Raw genomic sequence first — 21,368 nt, 5'->3', positions numbered from 1 at the left:
GTGCACCCTTCCGACACGACTTCGCGAGCCGAGCTGGAGGCCGCGCTGCTGCGCAGGCTGCGCGGCGGCTCCCCGGCCATCCCCCGCCTGCCGAGGCCGCCCGGCCCGGCCCGGTTCCCGGCGTCCCCGGCCCAGGCCGAGGCGTGCGCCAGGGCGTGGCGGGACCCGGCGCGGCCGGACCGGGTCGTCCTCACCGGGCTCCGGCTGCGCGGCCCGCTGGACGTCCCCGCGCTCGAACGCGCGCTCGCCGCGGTCGTGCGGCGGCACGAAACCCTGCGGACCGTGTTCGAGCCGGCCGGTGACGGGCTGGTCCAGGTGATCCACCCGGTGCCGGCCGTCCCGGTGACCGTCGTCGAGGCGACCGAGGACGACTTCGCCGCGCAGACGCTGGCCGCCCTGGAACCGCCGATGGACCTGCGCACCGGCCCGCTGATCCGGTTCCGGCTGCTGCGGTTGGCCGCCGACGAGCACATCGCGATCGTCGTGCTCCACCACGTCATCGCCGACGCCCGGGCCACCGAGGTGCTCCTCGCCGACCTCGCCGAGGCCTACCTGGGCGCGGACCTGGCGCCCCTGCCGATCCAGTACGCCGACTTCGTGGTGTGGCAGCGTGACCAGCCGGGCCGGGCCGCGGCCGTCGCCGCGAAGGTCGAGTACTGGCGCACCAGGCTCGCCGGTGCGCGGGCCGTTCCGATCCCGGCGGACTTCCCACCTTCCGACGGACCCGCCCACCGGGGGGACCTGCTCGCCGTGGGCGTCCCGGACGACCTGTTCGCCCGCCTGCGCGCGTTCGCCCGCGCCCGCGACACCACGGTCTTCGTCACCACGCTCGCCGCGTTCCAGGTGCTGCTCGCCCGGCTCGGGGGCACCCGCGACGTCGCCGTCTCCGTTCCGGTCACCTTGCGCGACCGGGCCGAGGTGGAGGGTCTCATCGCCGACTTCTCGCAGGCCGTGGTGAGCCGGCTCGACCTGGCGGGTGACCCGTCCTTCGAAACCGTGCTGGCCACCGCGCGGGACCGCTTCGCCGAGGACCTCGACCACGCCGGCGTGCCGCGCGACCCGGTGGTGCGGGAGCTGCCGGGGCACGCCGCGGAGCTGTTCGACCGGGTGGAGTTCGGCGTCGACCGCGAGACGGCCACCGACGGCTCCGGCCTCGACCTGGAGCCCCTGCCACCGCGCTGGCCGTACGCCGAGCGTCCCCTCACGGTGCGCGTCGGCCACGACGAGGAGCACGCGACGCTGTACGTGACCTACCGCTGCCGGGACTTCTCCCGGGCGCGAGCCGCCGACCTGGCCGAGGACTACCTCACCGTGCTGGCCGGCTGTCTCGGCGACCCCGCCGCCGGCCTCTTCGGCCCGGGCGCTCCCGCCCTGCGGATCGGGCGCCCATGAGCCGCATCTACCGCGACGCCACCGAGCTCGTCTTCGACGACGTGTTCCTCGAACTGCCCGGGGTGCTGTCCGAGAGCCGGGTCATCCTCAAGATCGAGGGGCTCAACCCGGCCGGGTCGATCAAGTTCAAGACCGCGCTCGGCCTGGTGGACTCCGTCGAGCGGGACGGCAGGCTGCGGCCGGGCGGGCGGGTCGTCGAGTCGTCGTCCGGCAGTCTCGGGGTGGCGCTGAGCCTGGTGTGCGCCCAGCGCGGCTACCGGTTCACCTGCGTGGTCGACCCGGTGACCAACCCGCAGGCGATCGACCACATGCGGGCCATGGGCGCGGAGGTGCTGACCGTGCGCGACCGCGACGAGAACGGCGGCTTCCTGGCCACCCGGCTCCGGCTCATCGAGCGGCTGCTCCACGAAGACCCGGAGCTGGTGTGGGTGAACCAGTACGCCAACCCGGCCAACCCCGGCGTGCACGCGAGGCTCACCGCCCGGTCGATCCTGGCCGCCGTGCCGCACGTGCACTACCTGTTCGTCGGGGTCGGCACCGCGGGCACCATGATGGGCTGCGTTTCCGCTTTCCGCCGGTCGTCCCCGGCCACCCGGATCATCGCCGCCGACTCGGTCGGTTCGGTCACCTTCGGGCAGGCCCCGGGGCCCCGGCACATCCCCGGCCTCGGCACCAGCAGGCACCCGGAGATCTGCGACCCCACCGCCCCCGACGACCTGGTCCGGGTCCGCGAGATCGACACGATCCGCGAGTGCCGCGATCTGTCGCGCCGCACCGGCCTGCTCGTCGGCGGCTCCACCGGCACGGTGGTCCGGGCCATCCGCACCTACGCCGACCGCATTCCGCCGGGCAGCACGGTGGTCGCGATCTCGCCCGACTTCGGTGACCGCTACCTGAGCACGATCTACGACTCGGACTGGGTCGAGCGCACCTACGGTCTCAGCCCCACCGAGCCCCTTTCCCCGAGCGAAACGGTGATGAGGTCATGAGTTCCTGGCTGACCGGCGCCCTGGCCGAGCCCCGGCCCGAGTCCCTGCTCTTCCTCCGCCGGGACGAGGTGGTCGAGTGCCTCGAGGACTGCGACCCGGTCGGCGTCGTCCGCGAGGCGCTCCTCGCCCACGGCGCCGGGCAGACGACCCTGCCCGGTGAGGCGTATCTGGCGTGGGACAACGGAAAGGGCGCCTACACCCGTTCCATCGGCATGCCCGGCGCGGTGGCGGGCCGCGACTTCGGCATGAAGATCATCAACGCCAGCGTCACCAACCCGGAGCTCGGCATGGAACGCGCGGGCGGGCTCGGCCTGTGCTTCGACCCGGAGACCGCCCGGGTGACCACGGTCATGGAGGTCGGGGTCCTCAGCGCCGTCCGCACCGCGGCGGTCAGCGTCCTCGCCGTCGAGGCGGCCGGCTACGGCGCCGCCACGCGCGTCGCGGTTGTCGGCTGCGGCACCCAGGCGCGGCTCCACCTGGCCCTGCTCCTCGCCCGCACGGACACCGTCAGGGAGGTCACCCTCTTCGACGAGCGGACCGCCGTGGCGGAGGCACTGGCCGAGGCGTGTGCGTCCCGGCATCCCGGGCTGCGGGTCACGGTCGCCCCCGGCGTCCCGGAGGCCGTGGCGGGCCAGGAGATCGTCTTCTTCCTCACCACCGCGTCCGAAGGCTACGTCCGGAAGTCGTGGATCGGGCCCGGCGCACTGCTCGTCAACGTCTCCCTCGGCGACCTCACCGACGAGGTCCTGACCGGCGCCCGCTCGCTGTACATCGACGACCTCCGGCTCATCGTCGAGAACCCGCGCCGCCCGCTGGGCCGGCTCATCAACGACGGCCACATCGCCCCGGCCGCCGCCGAGGGACCGTCGGTCACCGCGACGATCGCCGAACTCCTGGCCGCCCCCGGCGAACCCGTCGAGGACGGCTACGTCGTCGTCAACCCCTTCGGTCTCGGCGTACTGGACGTGGCGTTGTTCGCCGAAGTCCGTACCCAGGCGGAGAAAGCCGGCCGGGGCCAACGCCTCCGCCTCCTCTGAGGAGCACCCCCTGACCACCGTGAAGGAACCCGATCCCCAGTCCGCCCCGCCGCGCGAGCGGACCGGCGGCGGCCCGGCCGTGCGCCACCGGTGGCCCGCGTGGGCCGCCGGCGTGCTGGTCCTGCTGCTCGCGGTGGGTTCCGTGTTGCACAGCGCGATCGCGCCCGAGCCCCGTCCCGCCGACGCGCCGGCGACGGAGTTCTCCGCGACCAGGGCGCGGGCCGAACTGGACCGGATCGCCCAGCGGCCGCACCCGGCCGGCTCGCCCGCCAACGAGCAGGTCCGCGACCGGCTGGTGGCCCGGCTCACCGAGCTGGGGCTGCGGCCGGCGGTGCAGCGGACGAGCGCGGGGGTGGCCGAGACGGAGTCCGCGCACGCCTACGGCTGGGTGCAGAACGTGTCCGCCACCCTGCCCGGGACCGCGCACGCGGGCCGGGTCCTGCTGGTCGCCCACTACGACTCGGTGGAGATCGGCCCCGGCGCCACCGACGACGGGGCCGGGGTGGTGACCCTGCTGGAGATCGCGCGGGTGCTCACCTCGATGCCGGCTCAGCGGGCCGACATCACGTTCGTGTTCACCGACAGCGAGGAGTTCGGGCAGCTGGGCGCCCGGGCGTTCGCCGCGGCCGGCCTGCTGGGGGACCCGGCGCGCGACGTGGTGCTGAACCTGGACGCCCGGGGCACGACGGGCCGGACCATCATGTTCGAGACCGGCGCGCACAGCGCCGCGCTCATGCCGGCGTTGCGTGCCGGTACGCCGCTGGCGACGTCGCTGTCCCGGGAGGTGTACCGGCTGCTGCCGAACGACACCGACTTCACCGTCTTCCGCGGTGCGTCGCACACCGGGCTGAACTTCGCGATGATCGACGGCAGCGCCCCGTACCACTCCGAGCTGGACGATCTGTCCCATGTGGACTCCGCCAGCCTCGAGGACCTGGGGGACGCGGTGCTGGCCGCGACGAGAACACTGGCGGCCGGCCTTCCGGGACTCACCGGCGCGGGGGAATCGGAGTACTTCACCGTGTTCGGCCTCGTGGTGGACTACCCCGCCGGAGCGGTCCTGCCGCTGGCGGTGCTCGCCCTGCTCGCCGCCGCGGCCGCGGTGTGGCTCGCCCGCCGCCGTGGCCGGCTGCGCCTCGCCGCGACGGCCCGCTGCGCCGCCGCGGCCCTGGTGGTGCCCGCCGGTGGCGCGGCGATCGGCTGGCTCGCGTGGCAGGCCGTGGTGCTCGCCGGCCCGGGCAACCGGCGCTTCCTCGGCGGTGACCCCTACGCCGTCGTGCTCTCGAGAGCCGGTCTGGCGCTGCTGGCGCTGGTGCCGGCGGCGTTGTGGCTGGTGTGGTTCGGCCGCCGCCGCGGCCGGCCGGCGGAGCTCGCGGCGGGTGGGTTGCTCGTCATGGCCGTGCTCGCGGTGGTGGCCGCGGTGCTGGTGCCCGGCGCGGCCTACCTGTGCACCTGGCCCGCGTTCGCCGGAGCGGCGGGGCTGGTCGTGACGGCCCGGTTGCCGGTGGGCTCGCCGTGGCGGGCCGCGGTCGCCTGGCTGGCCGGCGTGCCCACCGTGCTGCTGCTGGTCCCGCTCGGGTGGCTGCTGTTCGGCACGGTCGGGCTCGCGCTCGCCGCCGTCCCGATGCTGCTGCTCGGCCTGGCCGCGGTGACGGTGTTCCCGGCGTGGCGCACACCGCCGCGCACCCGGCCGGTGCTCGCCGCGGCGGCCGTCGTGGCACTGGCGGCCACCGGCCTGGTCGTCTCCGACGCGGTGGCCGACCGGCCCGGCGCACCGGATCCTGCGCAGGTGAGCCTGGTGTATGCGCTGGACGCCGACCGGCACGAGGCGATCTGGGCCAGCGAGGGCGACGGCTCCGGCGAGTGGGCGGGCCAACACGCCCCCGCCGACGATCCCGGTGTGGAGCAACGGTTCCCGGCGTTGTACGGGTCCGAGGGCACGCGCAGCGGCCCGGCCCCGGTGGTCCCGGTGCCCGAAGCCGCCATGAAGGTGCTGGGAGAGACCGCGGCCGGCGACCTGAGAACCGTGCGGCTGCGCATCTCGGTCACCGGCCGGCCCACCCAGTTGACGATCTACGCCGACGACGGCGGCGCCCCGGTCGTCCGGGCCGAAGTGGGGGGAACCACGTTCCCCGGCGGAACGAACCGGCCGTTCACCGCGACCGGCTGGCGGTGGGGCCTGACGCTGTCCGCACCACCACCGGAAGGCGTCGAGCTGACGCTCACGCTGCGCGGTCCGGCGCCCGCACAGCTGCTCCTGGCCGCGCGGAGCCCCGACTTCCCACTGTCCGCTTTGGACGGACCCCGGCCGGACTCGGTCCGGTGGGGCGGTTACTCCAGCGGCCTGACCTTCGCGACCCGCTCGTACCGGATCTGACGCGCGCGATCGCGCTCCGCTACGCGGAGCCACCCGATCCGGTCCGGACGAGCGGTGACGTCAATCGTTCTTCGGCACCCACTTGCCCTCGGCGACCCTCGCTCGGGTGTTGGCTCTGGTGTTGGTGAATTGGGTGACCGGCTCGCCATGGGGACCCGTGATCACGACACGATCGCCGAGCACGTGAACGGTGTTGCCGGTAGCGCTGTCGGTGAACTTGTCGCCGTTGGCGATCACCTCCTGCGCCCGGCCGACCTGCCGACCTGCATCGCCCTGCCTGGCCTGCGCCTGACGCTGCTTCGCGTGCTCCCGGCGGCCGGCCTCGGCTGCCACGTCCCGTTCGCCTTCGGCCTCCGCGTCGGCGTCGATTCCGGACTCCGGTTCGGTCTCGGATTCCAGCGCCTTGGTCATCTGCTCCCATTTTTCGTCTTCGGTCAGTTCGCGCGTCGGTTCCTCGACCGCGGGTTCCGCGGTGGTCGGCTCGGTCGTCGGTGAAGACGGAGTTTCGGCGGGGCCGCCGACCGACGAAGGACGGCCTGCGCCGGGACCTTCGACAGTGGTCGCGGGGGTGGCCCGGCTTCCGGGACCCGGCTTGTCCGCCCCGGCCATGGCTCGTGGGGCGTCGGAGGAGGCGCCGCCTTCGATTACGCGGAGCTCGGGCGGCTTCGGCCCGACGTCGACAGGGCCGTCGGTGCCGGTGCCCGCGAGGACCTGTTCGTTCGCTTCCGACGGCGGGATGGCGTTGTCGTTGGCTGCCGGTCCGCCGGGCAGGTCCGGTTGCGGGATGGCGTTGTCGTTCGCGGCGATCCCCGAGGGCAGCTCGACCGGTTCGGGGGCGGCGGGTGCCGGGCCGGTGTCGGCGGCCGGAGCGGATTCCGGGGCCGAAGCCGGCTCGGGCGCCGCGGCGGGCTCGGGAGCGGGCCCGGACTCGGACTCGGGCACCGGGCCGCCCTCGGGCACGGCACCGGACTCGGGCACCGGGCCGCCCTCGGTCACCGCACCGGACTCGGGCACGGCACCGCCCTCGGTGACCAGGCCCTCGCCGCCCCCTCCGGCGCCGCCGCCCTCGCCACCACCGCCACCGCCGCCCCGGCCGCCCCGGGCGCCGGCGAGGAGCTTGCCGCCGGCCTCCATGGCCTTGGCCATGCCGATCTGCAGTGCCATGGCGCCGGCGTTGGTGGCGTCCTCGGTCATCTGGTCGGACTCGTTCTGCAGTTGGCCCGCGGTCTGCGCGCTGGCCGCGTCGACGAGGTTCTTGATGAACACCAGCCCGTGCAGGGTCAACGCGATCGCCGCGGCCTCCAGCGCCCACGGGGCGACGGTCGCCGCGACCGTGCCGCAGAACGCGATGATCGGCGCCAGCGCCACCCCGGCCGCGCCGAAGGAGAAGATCGAACCGACGATCGCGACCGCGGTGAGGATGATCGCGATCGCGGTGGCGAGCCCGGCGATGGAGCCGAGCACGATCGTGACGCCGGTGGTGATGTCGGCCGCCGACTTGAGGAGGTTGCCCACCGGGTCCTTCGCCCACTGCGCGGCGCTGAACAGGTTCGCGCCGCCCGAGGCGATCATCCCGAACCCCTGGACGATGCCCATCAGCGACATCCGCGGGTCGATGAAGCCGCGCGCGATGTTGCCGATGAACCGGGGGAAGTTCGTCGCCCCCACCGAGGAAAACAGGTGCCGGCCGGTCATCTTCAGCGCGATCCCGGCCTTGTCCGCGGCCGAGAGCCGCTCGAAGTGGCCACCGGCCTCGCGGTCGATCTCGGCGAGCTCGGCACGCCGGCGAGCGTCCTCGGCCGCCTTGTGTTCCGCGCGGGCTCGCGCGCTCTGCGGCTCTTCGCCGCTCAGCCAGGACGGGACGGCCCCGGCGACCGCCCCCGCGGGATCGAAGCGGGCCCGGTCGTCGTACCCGGCCCGTTGCACCTGGTGCGCGCTCCGGCGCGGCACCCGTGCCGGCATCGAGGCCATCCCGTCGGCGTACGACTGCCGGGCCGCGTGCACCCGCAGCTCCAGCCGCGCCGATGCCTCGTCCAGCGTCCGGGCTTGCGCATCGAGGTCGTCCGCGCCCGCCCGCTGGTCCGCGGGGCCGCCCGCCAGCCCGGCCAGCCGGGCGCGGGCCGCCTGGTTCTGGCCGGTCATCTCGGCGGTCTTCTGTCCGGTCCGCTCCAGGGCCTGTTCGGTCGAGGAAATCCGGCCCTGCGCGGCGGTGTTGGCCTGCTGTGCCTGCGTGGCTTCCTCGGCCAGCCGTCCGGCCCGGGTCTTGGTGGCCCCGATGGCGTCGTCGATCGAGCCCAGGTCGGCGCCGACCTTGGTCAGTTTCGAGCCCTGCTCGGCGGACTTCCCCGCGGCCTCGGCGTCCTCGGGCTGCTTGCTCGCGTTCTCCGCCGCCAGCTGCTTCGACTCGGCCGCCATCGGCGACGACTTGGCCTTGCCATCGTCGCTCTGCGCGGACACCTGGGGCGCGCCCGCGGCGACCGTCTCCTGCTTCTGCTTCGACACCTCGAGGGCCTGCCTGGCTTGCCCGGCGACCTCGCGACGGTGCGCGGTGTGCCCCTCGAGCCGGGCCACACCGGCTTCCGCCTCGGTGACGCCGCCCTCCGCGCTGTGCAGGAGCGCTTGGATCCGGTGCGCCTGCGCGCGTTCTCGTGCCGCCTGCGTCCGGACCGCGTGCGCGCCGGTCCGCAGCGCCTGCAGCCGCGCGGCCAGCCCGGCGGCCAAGGCGTCCGCGGCCGGATCGCCGGGGACCGCGCGGCCGGCCGCGTCGGCCGCCGGGACCGGCTCCGGCGGCCGCACCGGCGCGGGCGGCTCCGGTGCAGCTTCCGCGTCGGCTTGGGCCACGGCCTGCTGGGTCAGCTGTGCCGCGCTCGCGACGGCCGCCGTGGCGTCACTGTCGCCGCCGGTCGCCGACGGCGGTGCCGTGTCCTTGCCGCCGGCCGCCGGCGTGGCGGGTGCCGCGGCTTCGGCCTTGACCGCGGCCGCGGCACCGCGGGTCTGCTCCCGCCCGGCGGTGGTGTCCGGAGGCTGGACCGTACCGGCCAGCGCCGCGCGCTGTTTCGCCTTCTCGGCGGCCATCGCCGCGGGATCCGGAGCCGGGGCCTGGGTGCCTTCCGGCCCGGCCGCCGTGGCGGGTGCGGTGGCCGCCGCGATCCGGTCCGCCGCCCGGCTCTGCAGGGTGGCGGCGATCGCCGAACGCTGCACCGCCGGTTTCCGCCCGCCCAGCAGCCGCCCGACCGCGGCGTTGCCCGCCGAGCGTTGCATGGCCAGCAGCGAATGGGCGGTGCTCTCCGGTTCACCGCCCGTGCGCTTCGAGGCCGAGGAGAGGCGTTCGCTGCCGCTGTCCTCGGCGTGCTCGACTCCGGCCACACCTCAGCGTCCCGCGCACGCCGCGGTGCGCAGCACCCGTCCGGGGGCGGCCACGGGGGCGGACGATCGTGCCCGAACGTGCAGGCGGCTTCGGCCTACGCTGGCCGGGTGGCCGATCCACCCCGCCGCAAGGTCAGCTTGGCCGGGCTACCCGGCTGGGTCCGCTACCCCCTGGCCGCGGCCGTCGCGGCCGCGATCGGCGCGGCGGCCTGGTTCTGGGGCGGCCGGCCCGGCGCGCCCGGCTGGTACCAGACGGGAATCCGCGTCGCCGCGGTGCTCCTTATCGGCTGGGCCGTGCTCGTCGTCCTCCGCACCCTGCTGCGCCGGTGGCGTTCAGGCCGGTGAACCCTCGCGACCGCGAGTGAGGTCGACTTCGGCCCACACGGTCTTGCCCGTGGGACGTTGCCACTGACCCCACGACACGCTCATCGCGGCGACCAGTTTGAGCCCGTGCCCGCCGTCGGACGAAGGCGGGCGCGGGCAGGCGGGGTCGACGCAGGCGTCGTCGACTTCCACGGAGAGCCAGTCGCGTTTGCGCAGCAGGCGGACCTGCCGGGGAGGCTTGCCGTGCCGGAGGGCGTTCGACGTCAGCTCGTCGACCACCATGAGCGCGTCGACCCGCTGGTCTTCGGGCAGATCCTGCAGCAACTCCTCGGCCCAGGCGCGCACGGTGGCCAGCTCGGCGAGGTCGTCGGCGACCTCGAGGGCGATCACGCGCAGCGAGTCGTCGAGGTGCGTGGCCTGCTGTTCGATCGGCATCGGGCAGGGCCCTTCCTGGTCCGCGGCTCCCGTCCGGTTCGGGGAGTCGATCTCGGTGCCGGGTTACCCCGTTGCCGAGGGGTGAACCGCCGGACCGGGCTCTCGACCGGGTCAGCCGGCGTCGATGTGCCGCCGCAGCTGCTCCAGGGTCCTGGCCAGCAGCCGGGAGACGTGCATCTGGGAAACGCCGACCCGCTGGGCGATCTGGCTCTGGGTGAGCTCGTCGGCGAACCGCATCTTGACGATGGCGCGTTCCCGGGGCTCCAGGGTGGCCAGTGCCGCTCGCAGGGCGATGTGGTTCTCGAACCGCTCGAAGCCGGTGTCGTCCTCGGCGAGCCGGCCGGTGGCGGCGAAGTCGTCCTCGCCCTCTCGTGCGGGGGTGTCGAGGGAAGTGGCGCGATAGGCCTGGGCGGCCAGCAGGCCCTCCCGGACGGTCTCGACGTCCATGCCGAGGTGGCGGGCGAGTTCGCTGGGCGTGGGCGCCCGGCCCAGTTCGTGGGCCAAGACGTCGCTCGCCTTCGCGAGCTTCTGCTTCAGGTCCTTCAGCGCCCGGGGAACGCGCATCGACCAGCCGACGTCGCGGAAGTGCCGGCGCACCTCGCCCATGATGGTCGGCACGGCGAACGACACGAAGTCGCTGCCGCGGTCGGCGGCGTACCGGTCGACCGCGCGGATCAAACCGGTCCGAGCGACCTGCAGCAGGTCTTCGAAGGGCTCACCGCGGCCGCTGAACCGCCGCGCGATGTGCTCGGCGAGCGGGAGGTGCTCGGTGATCAGCCGCTCGCGGAGGGCGGCGCGACGGGGGTCTTCGGCGTCGAGCCGGCTGCGCTCGTGGAAGAGGGGAGCGCAGTGGGCGTATTCGTTGGACCGTCGCGGCGTCGGGACGGTCAGCGCGTCGTTCGCCGGCGCGTGGTCGGGAGCACAGACAGTCATGGACGACCGGGTACCCCTGATCGTGTGAATTACACGGACGGCTCGCAAGCTGGGCTTGATGCCGAGAGGTGGGCCGGCGCTTCGCGGCCGTCAGCGGGTGGGCAGGTCGATCTCGGTGTGGCGGCCGGCGAGCGTCCGGGCGAGGTCGGCGAGCTTGACGTTGAGGTCCTGGGACGTCCGCCGCAGGACGTCGAAGGCGGCGTCCGCGGAGACGCCTCGGCGCGCCATGATGATGCCCTTGGCCTGCCCGATCACATCGCGGCTGTCGATGGCCTTGCGCAGGTGCGCGGCCTGCAGTTCCGCGCGCGTCACGGCGTCGGTGGCGGCCAGGGCGAGGGAGGCGTCGGTGGCCAGCAGCAGCAGGACGTCGCGGTCGGCCGCGTCCAGCCCGTGCCGGGAGCGGGAGTAGACGTTGAGGGCGCCGCTGGACTCGCCGTTGGGCGGTCCGCTGATGAGAGCGGTGGAGAGGACGGAACCCATCCCGAGTCGCGTGGCGGCCGGGGCCCATTTGGGCCAGCGTGGTTCGGCGGTGAGGTCCGGGGCGATCGCCACCGCCGGGCCGCCGGGGTCGGCGGCCTCGACGCAGGGGCCTTCCCGGAACCGGTACTGCAGCCGGTCGAGTTCGATGGCGACCTCGTCGGTCTCCGCCGGCGTGTGGAAGTGCCCGTCGGCGTCGAGCAGGGTGAAACTGGCGAGGTCGGCGGCCGGGACCATCACGGTCGTGGCCTCGAGCACGGTTTGCAGCACGTCTTCCACGGTGGGAGCGGTGAGCAAGGTGTGTGTCAGCTGCGCGAACTGCCGGGCCAGGGGGCCGGCGGCAGGCCGGTCGGTCACGAAGGCTTCCCTGTCGCGCTGCCAGTCCTGGTCACTGCTCATGCCTGTCTCCCTGGGTGGCTGCGGAAGACGGCTGCCTGTTCAACCATCGCGACGACCAACGTAACCCCCCGGGCGGCCCGGCCGCTACGAGCCTGCCGGCCGGACATTGGCGTGGCGCAAAAAGGGTGACGGCGACCGCGATCCGCGTTCCGGTGCGGGCGGCGCTCAGCCCTGGACCTCGTCGACGGCCCGGAGCATCGCCTCGCCGAACGTGTCCGGCCGGGCGACCGGGAAGTCGTGGTCGCCCGGGAAGTCGTGGTCGAACGGGACCGAGACCGAGTTCGCGCCGAGCTGGCGTTGCCGCACCCGCCCGTACCACGGGATGGCCGCCTACTCGCGGTCGGACATCGTCAACCGGGTCCGGTTCCTCATCAACTAGCCCGAGCTGGGCGCGGCAAGAACGGCGAGCTCCACTCGATATCCTGGTGGCCGAGGAGCGGACGCGAGGAGAAAACCCATGTCCGATCGGCCCGTGCTCGCGGTCACCGATGCCGAACTCGGCGAGCTGCGAACCCGGCTGGCCGGCACGCGATGGCCGGCTCCGTGGCCGGTGACCGGCTGGTCGGCCGGCACCGATCCCGACGAGCTGCGGCGACTGGTCGCCCACTGGGCGTCCGGCTACGACTGGCGTGCGCACGAAGCCGCCATCAACGCGCTGCCCCACCACTTCGCGGACCTCGCCGGGACGCCGGTGCACTACCTGCGTTTCGACGGCGAAGCCCCGGACGCCCTGCCGATCGTGCTGACCAACGGGTGGCCCAGCTCGTTCCTGGAGCTGACCGATTTCGCCCGGCGGCTGGCCACGCCGTCGAAGCACGGTGGTTCCGCGGCGGACTCGTGCACCGTCATTGTCCCGTCCCTGCCCGGTTTCGCCTTCTCCCCGCAACGTCCTTCGCTCGCCGATCCCGTGCCGACCCACGAGCTGTGGCACCTGCTCATGCGCGAGGAACTGGGCTTTTCCCGGTACGCGGCGCACGGCGGGGACCTGGGTGCGGGCATCACCTCCCGGCTGGCCGAAGCCCATCCCGAGGCGGTGATCGGTATCCACCTGACGGCCGTCGCCGCTCCGGTCGCCCACGACGACGAGAGCCTCACCGCGCCGGAGAGGGCCTACCTCGATTCGGTGGCGACCTGGTCGGCGCGGGAAGGCGCCTACCAGCACCAGCAGAGCACCCGGCCGGTCACCCTGGCCTACGGCTTGGCCGACTCGCCGGCCGGGCTGCTCGCGTGGATCATCGAGAAGTACCGCGCGTGGAGCGACTGCGGAGGGGACCTGTCCTCGCGGTTCAGCGACGACTTCCTGCTGACGCAGGCGTCGCTCTACTGGTTCACCAACACCATTTCGACGTCGTTCCGGCCGTACTACGAGTACGGCGAGAAGCTGACCCGCCGGGTCGAGCGGGTCGAGGTGCCGACCGCCGTCGCGCTGTTCCCGGCCGACCTCACCCAGCCGCCGCGCAGCTGGGCGGAGCGCACGTACCACGTCACGAGGTACACGACCATGCCTCGCGGCGGCCACTTCGCCGCCTACGAGGAACCCGGACTGCTCGCCCGCGACATCACCGAATTCTTCCGGGACCTGCGCTGAGCGCGCCGGCAGTATCAGCGCGTGTCGATAGGATGCTGCCATGTCCCGGCACCGGATGGTCGTCGTCCTGCTCGAGAACGTCCTGCCCCTCGACTACGCGATCCCGGTGCACGTGTTCGGCCGGGAGGCGCCGGAGGCGTACGACCTCGTGACCGTGTCCGTGGGAGGCGGGCCCGTGCCGGTCGCCGGGGGAACCACGGTGATCCCGGACGGCGGGCTGGAACTGCTGCGCCGGGCGGACACGATCGTCGTGCCGGGCTACGCCGACGCCGTGGACCGTGAGCTGCCCGGGTCGTTGTTGCGGGCACTCGCCGCCGCGCACCGGCGGGGCGTCCGGCTGGTGTCCATCTGCTCCGGGGCGTTCGCGCTGGCGCGGGCCAAGGTGCTCGACGGCCTGACCGTGACCACCCACTGGTCCTTGTGCGCCGAGCTCGCCGAACGGTTCCCCGAGCTCACCGTCGACCAGTCGGTGCTCGTGGCCGGCACCGGGTCGGTGCTCACCTCCGGCGGTGTGACCGCCGGCGTGGATCTTTGCCTGCACCTGCTGAACGCCGACCTGGGACCGGCGGCCGCGCGGCACGTCGCGCGGCGCATCGTCATGGCGCCGCGCCCGGCGGACGGGCAGCGGCAGTTCGTGGAAAAGGCGGTCGTCCCGCCCGGCGACAACGTCGTCGCGCGGGCCCAGCAGTGGATGCTCGTGTCGCTGGAGCAGTCCCTGTCGGTGAAGGACGTGGCCACCCGGTTCGCCATGTCGGAGCGGACGTTCCACCGGCGCTTCCGCGAGAAGGCCGGGGTGCCACCGTTGACCTGGCTGCGCGATCAGCGCATCGCGCGGGCCAAGGAACTGCTGGAGAACTCGGAACTGTCCATAGAGGACATCGCGCGCCGCGTCGGCCTCGGCACGGCGACCAACCTGCGGGTGCAGTTCCGGCGTGCGACGAACGTTTCGCCCCGCGAACACCGGAGGTCCTTCACCTTCGACGGCGGCTGAGGTCCTTGGCGGGAAAGTTTCGATAGTCGGCAGGACTGCCACTGTCCGCGAACTCCGCGCGGCGCCGAAACTGAGGGCATGAATCAGCCGACCTTCGTTCTCGTCCACGGCGCCCTGACCGATGCTTCGGTGTGGCGCCGGGTCTCCGCGCGCTTGCAGGACGCCGGGCACGCCGTCATCGCGCCGTCCCTGCCGATGCGCGACTTCGACGGCGACATCGCCTACCTCGGGCAGTTTCTGGGCACGCTCACCGGCCCGCTCGTGGTCGCCGCCCACTCCTACGCCGGGTCGGTGATCTCGGCACCCGGCGCCCTGACCGAAGACGTCCGATCGCTCGTGTTCGTCACGGCGTTCCAGCAGGACGCGGGGGAGACGGCCGGCGCGCTCAACGGGAAGTTCCCGGGCAGCCTGCTGATCCCGGAAAACCTGGTCGTACGGGAGTACCCCGGTGGCGCGGAGATCTACCTCCGGCCGGACAAGTTCGGTGCGGTCTACGCCGCTGACGCCAGTGCGCGGGACCAGAAGATCCTCGCCGCGGCCCAGAAGCCCTTCGACCCGGTCACCCTGGAAGGCAGCTTCGCGGACGCCGCCAGCTGGCACGCACTGCCGTCGTGGGCCGTGGTGTCCACACAGGACAATTCCATTCCCCCCGAGGCCCAGCGGTGGATGGCCGGGCGAGCCGGCTCCACCGTCGTGGAGGTCGAGTCCACGCACGCCGTCCCGCTGGTGCACCCGGATGTGGTGGCCGAAACGATTCTCCGCGGCGCCCGGTGAGGTTTACCTCCGAGGGAATTGGTTCGCCGCACCCGGCGGGGAAGACTCGAGCCCATGACCAGTCACCAGCTCCACACCGCAGCCACCGCCGCCGAAGCCGCGAAGGAGCCGCTCAGGGTTCTCGAAGGCGCTTTCGGGTTCGTGCCCGCCGCGGCCGGCCTCATGGCCAACTCGCCGGCGTTGCTGAACACTTTTTTCGCCGCCTTCGGGCACTTCCGGGGCGGCGGCACGTTCGGCCCGGACGAACGGCAGGTCCTGCTGCTGTCCAACGCGGTCGCCAACCGGAGTGAATGGGCGGTGGCGTTCCACACGCTGGAGGCGCTGCGGGACGGTGTCGAGCCGGCCGTGGTCGAGGCGATCCGCCGGGGTGAGGCGCCCGCGGATCGGCGGATGGCGGTGCTGTCGGCGTTCACCCGGTCGCTGATCGGGAAGCAGGGGCACGTCGAGGACGCGGAGGTGGTGGCGTTCAAGGCGGCGGGTTTCACGGAAGAACAGGTCTTCGAAGTGATCACCGGCGTGGCGATCTCGGCGATGACGAACTACGCGGCCAACCTCGCCTGGCCCCCGCTGGAAGCCGCGGTGTTGCCGCACGCCTGGAAGACGGGATACCCGGCGGGTGCCTGACGTGGGTCTCCTGCTCAAACACTGGCGCGGCACCCGGCGGCTGAGCCAGCTGGCGCTGGCCGCCGAGGCCGCCGTGTCGATCCGCCACCTGAGCTTCGTCGAAACGGGACGGGCGAACCCGAGCCGCGCCATGGTGCTGAAGCTCGCGGAGGTCCTCGACGTCCCGTTGCGCGAGCGCAACACCTTGCTGCTCAGCGCCGGCTTCGCCCCGGAATACCCGGAGTCCGAACTGGACGCACCAGCCCTGGCCGCGGTGCGCGACGCACTGGAGACCATCCTCGCCCAGCAGGAACCGTTCCCGGCGCTGGTGATGGACCGCAGCTGGGACATCCGGCACACCAACACCGCCGCCCGCCGGTTCTTCGCCTTCCTCCGGGGCGGGCAGCCGGCAACCCCACCGGGGCCGCCGAACGTGCTGCGCCGGATGTTCCACCCGGACGGCGCGCGACCCCACGTGACGAACTGGCCGGAGGTCGCCGAGGCGCTGGTCCGGCGGGTCCGGCGCGAAGCGATCGGAGGCGTCCTGGACGAGCGGGCCCACCGGATCCTCGACGAAGTGCTGGCCTACCCGGACGTGCCGCCGCACCTGCGGGTACCGGACGCGACGGCCCCGGTTCTCCCGATCGTGCCGATCCGCTACGAGCGCGCCGGCCGGCGGTTCGACTACTTCTCCACGGTGACGACGTTGGGCACCCCGCAGGACGTGACCCTGCAGGAGCTGCGCATCGAATGCTTCTTCCCGATGAACGACGAAACCCGGGAGCACGCCCGAGAACTGGCCGGGCCGCCGGGGAAGTGACCGGAGGACGCAGGCCCCGGCGGCGGATCAGCGGACGAACCCGCGCATTGGCCCGGCCCGTGGGCCGGTGAACGAGACTGGGCGTAGGCGCTCCGGCGTAGGCGTGGGCGGCACCAGTGGATCGCCCGGCGGGCACCCGAGGGCCGACCCGCCCTCGCCCTTCCGCAGGCGAGGGCCCGCGCCGTCCCCCCGAGGCGCTGGATCGGCTCGAACCCGACTGCAACAAACCGCGTGGATGACGGCATCTTGAGGGGTGTGCAGTTCGAAGAGTTCACCCGCGAGCAACTGCCCGGCTTGGTGCGGTTCGCCGCCGTCCTGACCGGCGACCGTGAGCTGGCGCAGGACGTGGTGCAGGACGCGCTCGTGCACGCGCACCGCGCCTGGCGGCAGCTGGCGGCGGCGGATCGGCCGGACCTGTACATGCGGAAGATCGTCGTCAACGGCTACCTCGGCTGGCGGCGCCGCTGGTACCAGCGATCCGTGCGCCCGACCTCGGACGTCACGCGGTTCCGGGAGCCGGCCGAGCCGGATCCGGCCGGGCGGATCGCCGACGCCGACCAGCTCGGCGGCCTGCTCGCCGGGCTGAGCCGTGCCCAACGGGCGTCGATCGTCCTGCGGTTCTACGAGGACCGCGACGACGACGAGATCGCCGCCGTGCTCGGTTGCGCGCCCGGGACCGTGCGCAGCCACATCTCGCGCGGCCTGAGCTCGCTGCGCGTCCAGCTGAACGAAGGCAAGGAGAGTGTGTGATGACCGATCTCGACGAGTTGCGCCGCGCGCTGCGTGCGCAGGAGACCTTGGCGCCCGATCCGGGTGACGTGCTCGCCGTCGCCACCCGCCGGATCCGGCGGCGCCGGGCGACCGGGGTCGCCGCGGTGACGTTCGCGGTGGTCGCGCTGGGCGCGGGTGCCGTCGGGGTGCTGGAGCGGGACACCGCGGTGGTGCCTCCGGCCGCGCACCCGAATCCCTCGTCCGCGGCGGCGACCGAGCCGTCGGACACCGGGAAGGTGCCTCCCGCCGCGCCGGCGGTGAGCCTCCAGGACAGTTCCTGGCAGCTGCTGATGTGGGCCGTCCAGCCGCAGTTCGCGAGTCTGCACTACGGCCAGGACCACCAGTACGCGTTCGAGATCGAAGTCCGGGAAAGCGCCGCACCCAAGAGCGCGCTGGCCGCGAAGCCCTCGGCCGCCGGCCAGATCACCCAGCCGCAGACGGTCATGTGGCAGGACGGACCGGGCCGGTGGATCTTGGTGCGGACCACGAAGCCGGTGACGGCCGCGGAAATGCTCGATCTGGTGGGGAAGATCCGCGCCACGCCGCCGGTGATCAAGTCGCCGTTGAAGTCGGTGCAGATCCCCGATGGGCTGAAGGTCTCCACGTTCACCAGCGAACCCGAGGCCAACACGCTGGTGCTTTGCCCTGACCTCGACGTGCGGAAGGCGCCGCTCGACAGCCGGTGCTTCTCCTTGTTCGTGTCGATCCCGAGGAACGGCGGGGCCGTGGACAGCGGCGCGGCGCAGGATCAGCTGCCGGCCCGCCAATACCGGAAGCTCGGCGCGTACACCCTCGAAATCAACAGCTCGCACGCCAATGAAGCGGCTGCGCTGGCCTTGCTGAACTCCGTTCAGCTCGACCGATAGGTTTCATTTCTTTTCGCGAGGCGGGGCAATCTGTTCGTGGTGGATGAACAGGCCCCGGCCTCGGTGAATCTTCGGTCGTTCATGAGTGCGTGATCACCTCCGCCTCCGGCCGATCTTCGAGATGAGTGAATCTGACGCCTGCCTGCTCGGCAGTCGGTGTGAAAAGCAACGGTCCATCGCTCGGTCGAAGGAGTTCCGATGCGTCTTTCCGTGGCTGCCGTGCTGGGGGGTGCGATCTTCGGTGTCATCGCCGCGGCGATGTTCCTTCGCCCGGTGGACGTGCCCGCCGCCGCGGAACGGCCGGTCCGGTCTCTGCCGTCGCCGCCGGAGGCGGCCGCGCCGGCCCCGACCGCGCGGCTGGTCGTGCCGGATCCGGCGGAGGTCAAGGTGGCCGTCGATGTCCAGGGTGAGTGGTCCTGGGCGTTGCGCGAACTCGGCAGCGGTGCCGTGGTCGGCGACGGGGCGCTGCGCAACACGACCGAATCGATGATCAAGAGCTGGCTCGCCGTGGACTTCCTCGCTTCACGGGAGTCGCGGGTTTCGGCGGAGGACGAGGCCCGGCTGAGCCGGATGATCCAGGTCAGTGACGACCACGCCGCGCAGGCGCTGTACCTCCGGCTCGGCGGGGACGAGTCGATCGAGCGGATGATCCGGACCTGCGAACTGCGCGACACGCGGATCCACCCGGACTGGTGGTCCAAGACGACGATGCCCGCGACCGACGCGACCCTGCTCGGCCGGTGCGTCGCCCGCGGTCCGGGCTTGACCCCGCAGTGGCGGGCGAAGCTGCTCGAGCTCATGCGATCGGTCGACCCGCGCAACGCCTTCGGCATCCCGGAGGCACCGGCACTCGAGGGCCGGCGCCCGGCGATCAAGAACGGCTGGACCCGGCACGGGACCTGGTGGACGGTCAACTGCCTGGCCATCTGGGAGCACTGGGTGCTCGCGGTCATGGTGCACTACCCGGACCGAGGTGACGAGCACCGGTACGGGGCCCGCGTGTGCGCGGACGTCGCCCAGCAACTGTTCGGCCGCAGCGACATCAGCCTCGCGTCGGGTCGGTGACCGAGCCGGAGCCCTGGCCGGGCGCTCTGCGCCTGCGCGTCAGGCCGGCTTCGCCGCCGCGGTGAGGCCGGCCCGGGCGTAGGCGAGCACCTCGTCGACGAGGCCGGACAGTTCGCTCGCCGCCGGCCGCGCTCGGCCCTCGCGCGTCACGTAGATCTCGCGGAGGCCGGTGACGACGGTGACGGCGGCGAGCCGGGGGAGCAGTCCGTCCGCCGGGAGGCCGAGGTCTTCGCCGATCCCCGCCGCTATCGGGAGTTCGAGGTCGCGGTAGCCGGCCCGGGCGCGGCCGCGGAGGTCGTCGTCGGCCATGAGGAGGTCGGCGCGGAGGGCGCGGCGTTGCCAGAGGTGCGTGGGATCCACCCCGGAGTCACGGTCACGCTCGTCGAGTTCGCGCATGATCGCGTGCATCCAGTCGCGGACGGCGTCGAGAGTGGTCTCCGGCTTTCGCCGGCGTATCCGCGCCTCGAGCGACTCCGGGGTGAACGGGTCGTCGGCGAACAGCAGGTCGTCCTTGGCCGGGAAGTGCAGCGTCACCGTGCGGGTGGCGACGTCGGCCCGCGCGGCGATCTGCGCGATCGTCGTCTCCCGGTAGCCCTGGCTCACGAAGAGGTCCAGGGCCGCTTCCTGGATGCGGGTCCGGGTCTGGGCCTTCTTCCGCTCACGGCGGCCGTCGCTCGCGATCATGCCCTGACTGTACCATCAAGTGTAAAAATGCTATCCATGCTACTGTTAGCTTGAGAGGTAGGTATTCAGGCCGGAAGGACATGAAGTGACCAAGAACTGGTTCATCACCGGGACGTCCAAGGGCTTCGGCCGCGAGTGGGCCGAAGCGGCCCTCGAGCGCGGCGACCGGGTCGCCGCCACCGCGCGGGACGTCGAAAGCCTGCGCCCGCTCGTCGACCGGTACGGCGACGCCGTGCTGCCCCTGCGGCTGGACGTCACCGACCGGGCCGCGGCCGTCGACGCGGTACGGCGGGCGGCGGCCGAGTTCGGTTCGCTGGACGTGCTGGTCAACAACGCCGGTTACGGGCACTTCGGCATGGTCGAGGAACTCGCCGAGGAGGAGGTTCGCGCGCAACTCGAGACGAACTTCTTCGGCGCGCTCTGGCTGACCCAGGCGGCCTTGCCGATCATGCGCCGGCAGGGGCGCGGCCGGATCATCCAGGTCACCAGCGAGGGCGGCATCCGCGCGTTTCCCGGCATCGGCGCCTACCACGCGTCGAAGTGGGCCGTGGAAGGACTTTCGCAGTCCTTGCGGCAGGAGGTCGCGTCGTTCGGGATCGACGTGATCTGCCTGGAGCCCGGCCCGTACCGGACGGACTTCGGGGGTGGCAGCATCCGGAACAGCGAGCCGAACCCGGACTACGACGAAGTGCGCGAGGCGAACCGGATCGAGTGGGACTTCGGCGATCCCCGGGCGACCCGTGCACCGCTGCTGGAGCTCGCCGACACCGAGGACCCGCCGCAGCGGGTGTTCTTCGGCAAGTCGTTCGCGGCGGTCGAAGCCGAGTACCGGCAACGGCTGGACGGTTGGCGCCGGTGGGAGCCGCTCGCGCTGGCCGCGTTCGGCTGAGGCCACCGTGGCCGGCCGGACGGTGTGACCCGCGCCTCAGCCGGTTGCCCCTGACACCGGTGTCAGCGATCAGGATGGCCGCAGGGCCCGGAACGACCGGGCCGGTCACCCGGAAAGGCGCGGAATATGGGACAGGCATGGGGTTTCGGCAGGTACGGCGGGCCGGAAGTGCAGGAGTTCTTCGACCGGCCCGATCCCGTTCCCGGTCGCGGTGAGGTGCTGATCCGGGTCGACGTCGCCGGGGTGAACCCCCTCGACCACCTCCTGCGTGCGGGTCTGGTCCCCGGGCTCGACGGCGGGCGGCCGTTCCCCCTCGTGCTCGGCATGGAGGCCGCGGGGACGGTGCTCGCGCTGGGGGAAGACGTCGACGGGCTCGAGGTGGGGGACGCGGTCTTCGGCTTCGCGCTGACCGGCGGCGGCACCTACGCCGAGACGACGGTGCTGTCCGCGCCGAACACCGCGCGCATCCCGGCAGGCCTGTCCGCCACCGTGGCGGGGACGCTTCCGGGGGCCGGGACGACCGCGGGGGACGCGATCGTCCAGCTCCGCCTTCCGGCCGGCGGGAACCTACAGGTGCTCGCGGGCCTG

The 21,368-nt window shown here is 72.9% G+C and carries 21 protein-coding genes; 15 read left to right on the top strand and 6 right to left on the bottom strand.

From position 1 onward, the window contains the following. Genes ACFVYA_RS02835 through ACFVYA_RS02820 form a run of 4 tightly spaced genes read left to right on the top strand, consistent with a single transcriptional unit; the run spans nucleotide 1 to nucleotide 5,795 of the window. Nucleotides 1-1,392, top strand: coding sequence for a condensation domain-containing protein (locus ACFVYA_RS02835; RefSeq protein ID WP_387041643.1), 1,392 nt, complete (start codon nucleotides 1-3; stop codon nucleotides 1,390-1,392). Continuing rightward, a complete protein-coding gene (gene sbnA / locus ACFVYA_RS02830; RefSeq protein WP_387041641.1) occupies nucleotides 1,389-2,381 on the top strand; it encodes a 2,3-diaminopropionate biosynthesis protein SbnA in 993 nt (330 codons plus the stop codon). Before ACFVYA_RS02835 ends, sbnA begins: the two co-directional genes overlap by 4 nt. After that, complete coding sequence (locus tag ACFVYA_RS02825; RefSeq protein ID WP_387041638.1) at nucleotides 2,378-3,418, top strand: ornithine cyclodeaminase; 1,041 nt, start codon at nucleotides 2,378-2,380, stop codon at nucleotides 3,416-3,418. Before sbnA ends, ACFVYA_RS02825 begins: the two co-directional genes overlap by 4 nt. A 19-nt stretch (nucleotides 3,419-3,437) precedes the next feature. Next, nucleotides 3,438-5,795, top strand: a complete 2,358-nt coding sequence (locus tag ACFVYA_RS02820) for a M20/M25/M40 family metallo-hydrolase (RefSeq protein WP_387041637.1) — start codon at nucleotides 3,438-3,440, stop codon at nucleotides 5,793-5,795. 60 nt (nucleotides 5,796-5,855) lie between these two features. On the opposite strand, the gene ACFVYA_RS02815 is transcribed toward ACFVYA_RS02820, so the two are convergent. Beyond that, a complete protein-coding gene (locus ACFVYA_RS02815) occupies nucleotides 5,856-9,161 on the bottom strand; it encodes a hypothetical protein (RefSeq protein ID WP_387041634.1) in 3,306 nt (1,101 codons plus the stop codon). Between the two features lie 108 nt (nucleotides 9,162-9,269). On the opposite strand from ACFVYA_RS02815, the gene ACFVYA_RS02810 reads away from it, so the two are divergent. Continuing rightward, entirely contained in the window at nucleotides 9,270-9,506 is a 237-nt protein-coding gene (locus ACFVYA_RS02810) for a hypothetical protein (protein ID WP_387041631.1), read from the top strand. Here ACFVYA_RS02810 and ACFVYA_RS02805 read toward each other — a convergent pair. The 4 genes from ACFVYA_RS02805 to ACFVYA_RS02790 form a co-directional block, all read right to left on the bottom strand. Then, complete coding sequence (locus tag ACFVYA_RS02805; RefSeq protein WP_285993450.1) at nucleotides 9,495-9,920, bottom strand: anti-sigma regulatory factor; 426 nt, start codon at nucleotides 9,918-9,920, stop codon at nucleotides 9,495-9,497. The genes ACFVYA_RS02810 and ACFVYA_RS02805 overlap by 12 nt on opposite strands. Nucleotides 9,921-10,031: 111 nt before the next feature. Next, nucleotides 10,032-10,853, bottom strand: coding sequence for a SigB/SigF/SigG family RNA polymerase sigma factor (locus ACFVYA_RS02800; RefSeq protein ID WP_285993449.1), 822 nt, complete (start codon nucleotides 10,851-10,853; stop codon nucleotides 10,032-10,034). A gap of 90 nt (nucleotides 10,854-10,943) precedes the next feature. After that, nucleotides 10,944-11,729 (bottom strand): GAF and ANTAR domain-containing protein, encoded by a 786-nt coding sequence (locus ACFVYA_RS02795; RefSeq protein ID WP_387041628.1) that lies wholly within the window; start codon nucleotides 11,727-11,729, stop codon nucleotides 10,944-10,946. 165 nt (nucleotides 11,730-11,894) lie between these two features. Further along, on the bottom strand, nucleotides 11,895-12,035 hold the full coding sequence (locus ACFVYA_RS02790; RefSeq protein WP_387041625.1) for a hypothetical protein: 141 nt from the start codon (nucleotides 12,033-12,035) through the stop codon (nucleotides 11,895-11,897). Nucleotides 12,036-12,186: 151 nt separating this feature from the next. Between ACFVYA_RS02790 and ACFVYA_RS02785 the strand changes: the two genes are divergently transcribed. The 8 genes from ACFVYA_RS02785 (at nucleotide 12,187) to ACFVYA_RS02750 (ending at nucleotide 19,207) form a co-directional block, all read left to right on the top strand. After that, nucleotides 12,187-13,317 (top strand): epoxide hydrolase family protein, encoded by a 1,131-nt coding sequence (locus ACFVYA_RS02785; protein ID WP_387041623.1) that lies wholly within the window; start codon nucleotides 12,187-12,189, stop codon nucleotides 13,315-13,317. A 40-nt stretch (nucleotides 13,318-13,357) separates the two neighbouring features. Continuing rightward, nucleotides 13,358-14,308, top strand: a complete 951-nt coding sequence (locus ACFVYA_RS02780; protein ID WP_387041621.1) for a GlxA family transcriptional regulator — start codon at nucleotides 13,358-13,360, stop codon at nucleotides 14,306-14,308. Between the two features lie 78 nt (nucleotides 14,309-14,386). Next, on the top strand, nucleotides 14,387-15,082 hold the full coding sequence (locus ACFVYA_RS02775) for an alpha/beta fold hydrolase (protein WP_387041619.1): 696 nt from the start codon (nucleotides 14,387-14,389) through the stop codon (nucleotides 15,080-15,082). A 54-nt stretch (nucleotides 15,083-15,136) separates the two neighbouring features. Further along, entirely contained in the window at nucleotides 15,137-15,706 is a 570-nt protein-coding gene (locus ACFVYA_RS02770) for a carboxymuconolactone decarboxylase family protein (protein WP_387041616.1), read from the top strand. After that, nucleotides 15,699-16,505, top strand: a complete 807-nt coding sequence (locus ACFVYA_RS02765) for a helix-turn-helix domain-containing protein (protein ID WP_387041613.1) — start codon at nucleotides 15,699-15,701, stop codon at nucleotides 16,503-16,505. Before ACFVYA_RS02770 ends, ACFVYA_RS02765 begins: the two co-directional genes overlap by 8 nt. A gap of 255 nt (nucleotides 16,506-16,760) precedes the next feature. Next, nucleotides 16,761-17,255, top strand: a complete 495-nt coding sequence (locus tag ACFVYA_RS02760) for a SigE family RNA polymerase sigma factor (RefSeq protein ID WP_387041611.1) — start codon at nucleotides 16,761-16,763, stop codon at nucleotides 17,253-17,255. After that, nucleotides 17,255-18,142 (top strand): hypothetical protein, encoded by an 888-nt coding sequence (locus tag ACFVYA_RS02755; protein ID WP_387041609.1) that lies wholly within the window; start codon nucleotides 17,255-17,257, stop codon nucleotides 18,140-18,142. Before ACFVYA_RS02760 ends, ACFVYA_RS02755 begins: the two co-directional genes overlap by 1 nt. A 198-nt stretch (nucleotides 18,143-18,340) precedes the next feature. Further along, complete coding sequence (locus ACFVYA_RS02750; RefSeq protein WP_387041606.1) at nucleotides 18,341-19,207, top strand: serine hydrolase; 867 nt, start codon at nucleotides 18,341-18,343, stop codon at nucleotides 19,205-19,207. A gap of 39 nt (nucleotides 19,208-19,246) precedes the next feature. Here ACFVYA_RS02750 and ACFVYA_RS02745 read toward each other — a convergent pair whose 3' ends face one another. After that, entirely contained in the window at nucleotides 19,247-19,891 is a 645-nt protein-coding gene (locus ACFVYA_RS02745; protein WP_387041603.1) for a TetR/AcrR family transcriptional regulator, read from the bottom strand. Between the two features lie 85 nt (nucleotides 19,892-19,976). On the opposite strand from ACFVYA_RS02745, the gene ACFVYA_RS02740 reads away from it, so the two are divergent. Both ACFVYA_RS02740 and ACFVYA_RS02735 read left to right on the top strand, forming a co-directional pair. After that, nucleotides 19,977-20,780, top strand: a complete 804-nt coding sequence (locus ACFVYA_RS02740; RefSeq protein ID WP_387041601.1) for an SDR family NAD(P)-dependent oxidoreductase — start codon at nucleotides 19,977-19,979, stop codon at nucleotides 20,778-20,780. A 126-nt stretch (nucleotides 20,781-20,906) separates the two neighbouring features. Beyond that, the coding region (locus ACFVYA_RS02735) for a zinc-binding alcohol dehydrogenase family protein (RefSeq protein WP_387041598.1) at nucleotides 20,907-21,368 on the top strand (462 nt) is incomplete at its 3' end.

Origin of the sequence: Amycolatopsis sp. NPDC058278 (assembly GCF_042881395.1) — a bacterium.
Lineage (GTDB): Bacteria > Actinomycetota > Actinomycetes > Mycobacteriales > Pseudonocardiaceae > Amycolatopsis.
Note: the sequence above shows the minus strand (reverse complement) of the source record. Positions and strands in the feature narration are given on the sequence as shown.

Excerpts from the sequence above, each read along its gene's own strand:
- sbnA (WP_387041641.1), top strand. The coding sequence starts at position 1,389 with ATGAGCCGCATCTACCGCGACGCCACCGAGCTCGTCTTCGACGACGTG.
- ACFVYA_RS02825 (WP_387041638.1), top strand. The coding sequence starts at position 2,378 with ATGAGTTCCTGGCTGACCGGCGCCCTGGCCGAGCCCCGGCCCGAGTCC.
- ACFVYA_RS02805 (WP_285993450.1), bottom strand. The coding sequence starts at position 9,920 with ATGCCGATCGAACAGCAGGCCACGCACCTCGACGACTCGCTGCGCGTG.
- ACFVYA_RS02800 (WP_285993449.1), bottom strand. The coding sequence starts at position 10,853 with ATGACTGTCTGTGCTCCCGACCACGCGCCGGCGAACGACGCGCTGACC.
- ACFVYA_RS02795 (WP_387041628.1), bottom strand. The coding sequence starts at position 11,729 with ATGAGCAGTGACCAGGACTGGCAGCGCGACAGGGAAGCCTTCGTGACC.
- ACFVYA_RS02785 (WP_387041623.1), top strand. The coding sequence starts at position 12,187 with ATGTCCGATCGGCCCGTGCTCGCGGTCACCGATGCCGAACTCGGCGAG.
- ACFVYA_RS02780 (WP_387041621.1), top strand. The coding sequence starts at position 13,358 with ATGTCCCGGCACCGGATGGTCGTCGTCCTGCTCGAGAACGTCCTGCCC.
- ACFVYA_RS02775 (WP_387041619.1), top strand. The coding sequence starts at position 14,387 with ATGAATCAGCCGACCTTCGTTCTCGTCCACGGCGCCCTGACCGATGCT.
- ACFVYA_RS02770 (WP_387041616.1), top strand. The coding sequence starts at position 15,137 with ATGACCAGTCACCAGCTCCACACCGCAGCCACCGCCGCCGAAGCCGCG.
- ACFVYA_RS02755 (WP_387041609.1), top strand. The coding sequence starts at position 17,255 with ATGACCGATCTCGACGAGTTGCGCCGCGCGCTGCGTGCGCAGGAGACC.
- ACFVYA_RS02750 (WP_387041606.1), top strand. The coding sequence starts at position 18,341 with ATGCGTCTTTCCGTGGCTGCCGTGCTGGGGGGTGCGATCTTCGGTGTC.
- ACFVYA_RS02745 (WP_387041603.1), bottom strand. The coding sequence starts at position 19,891 with ATGATCGCGAGCGACGGCCGCCGTGAGCGGAAGAAGGCCCAGACCCGG.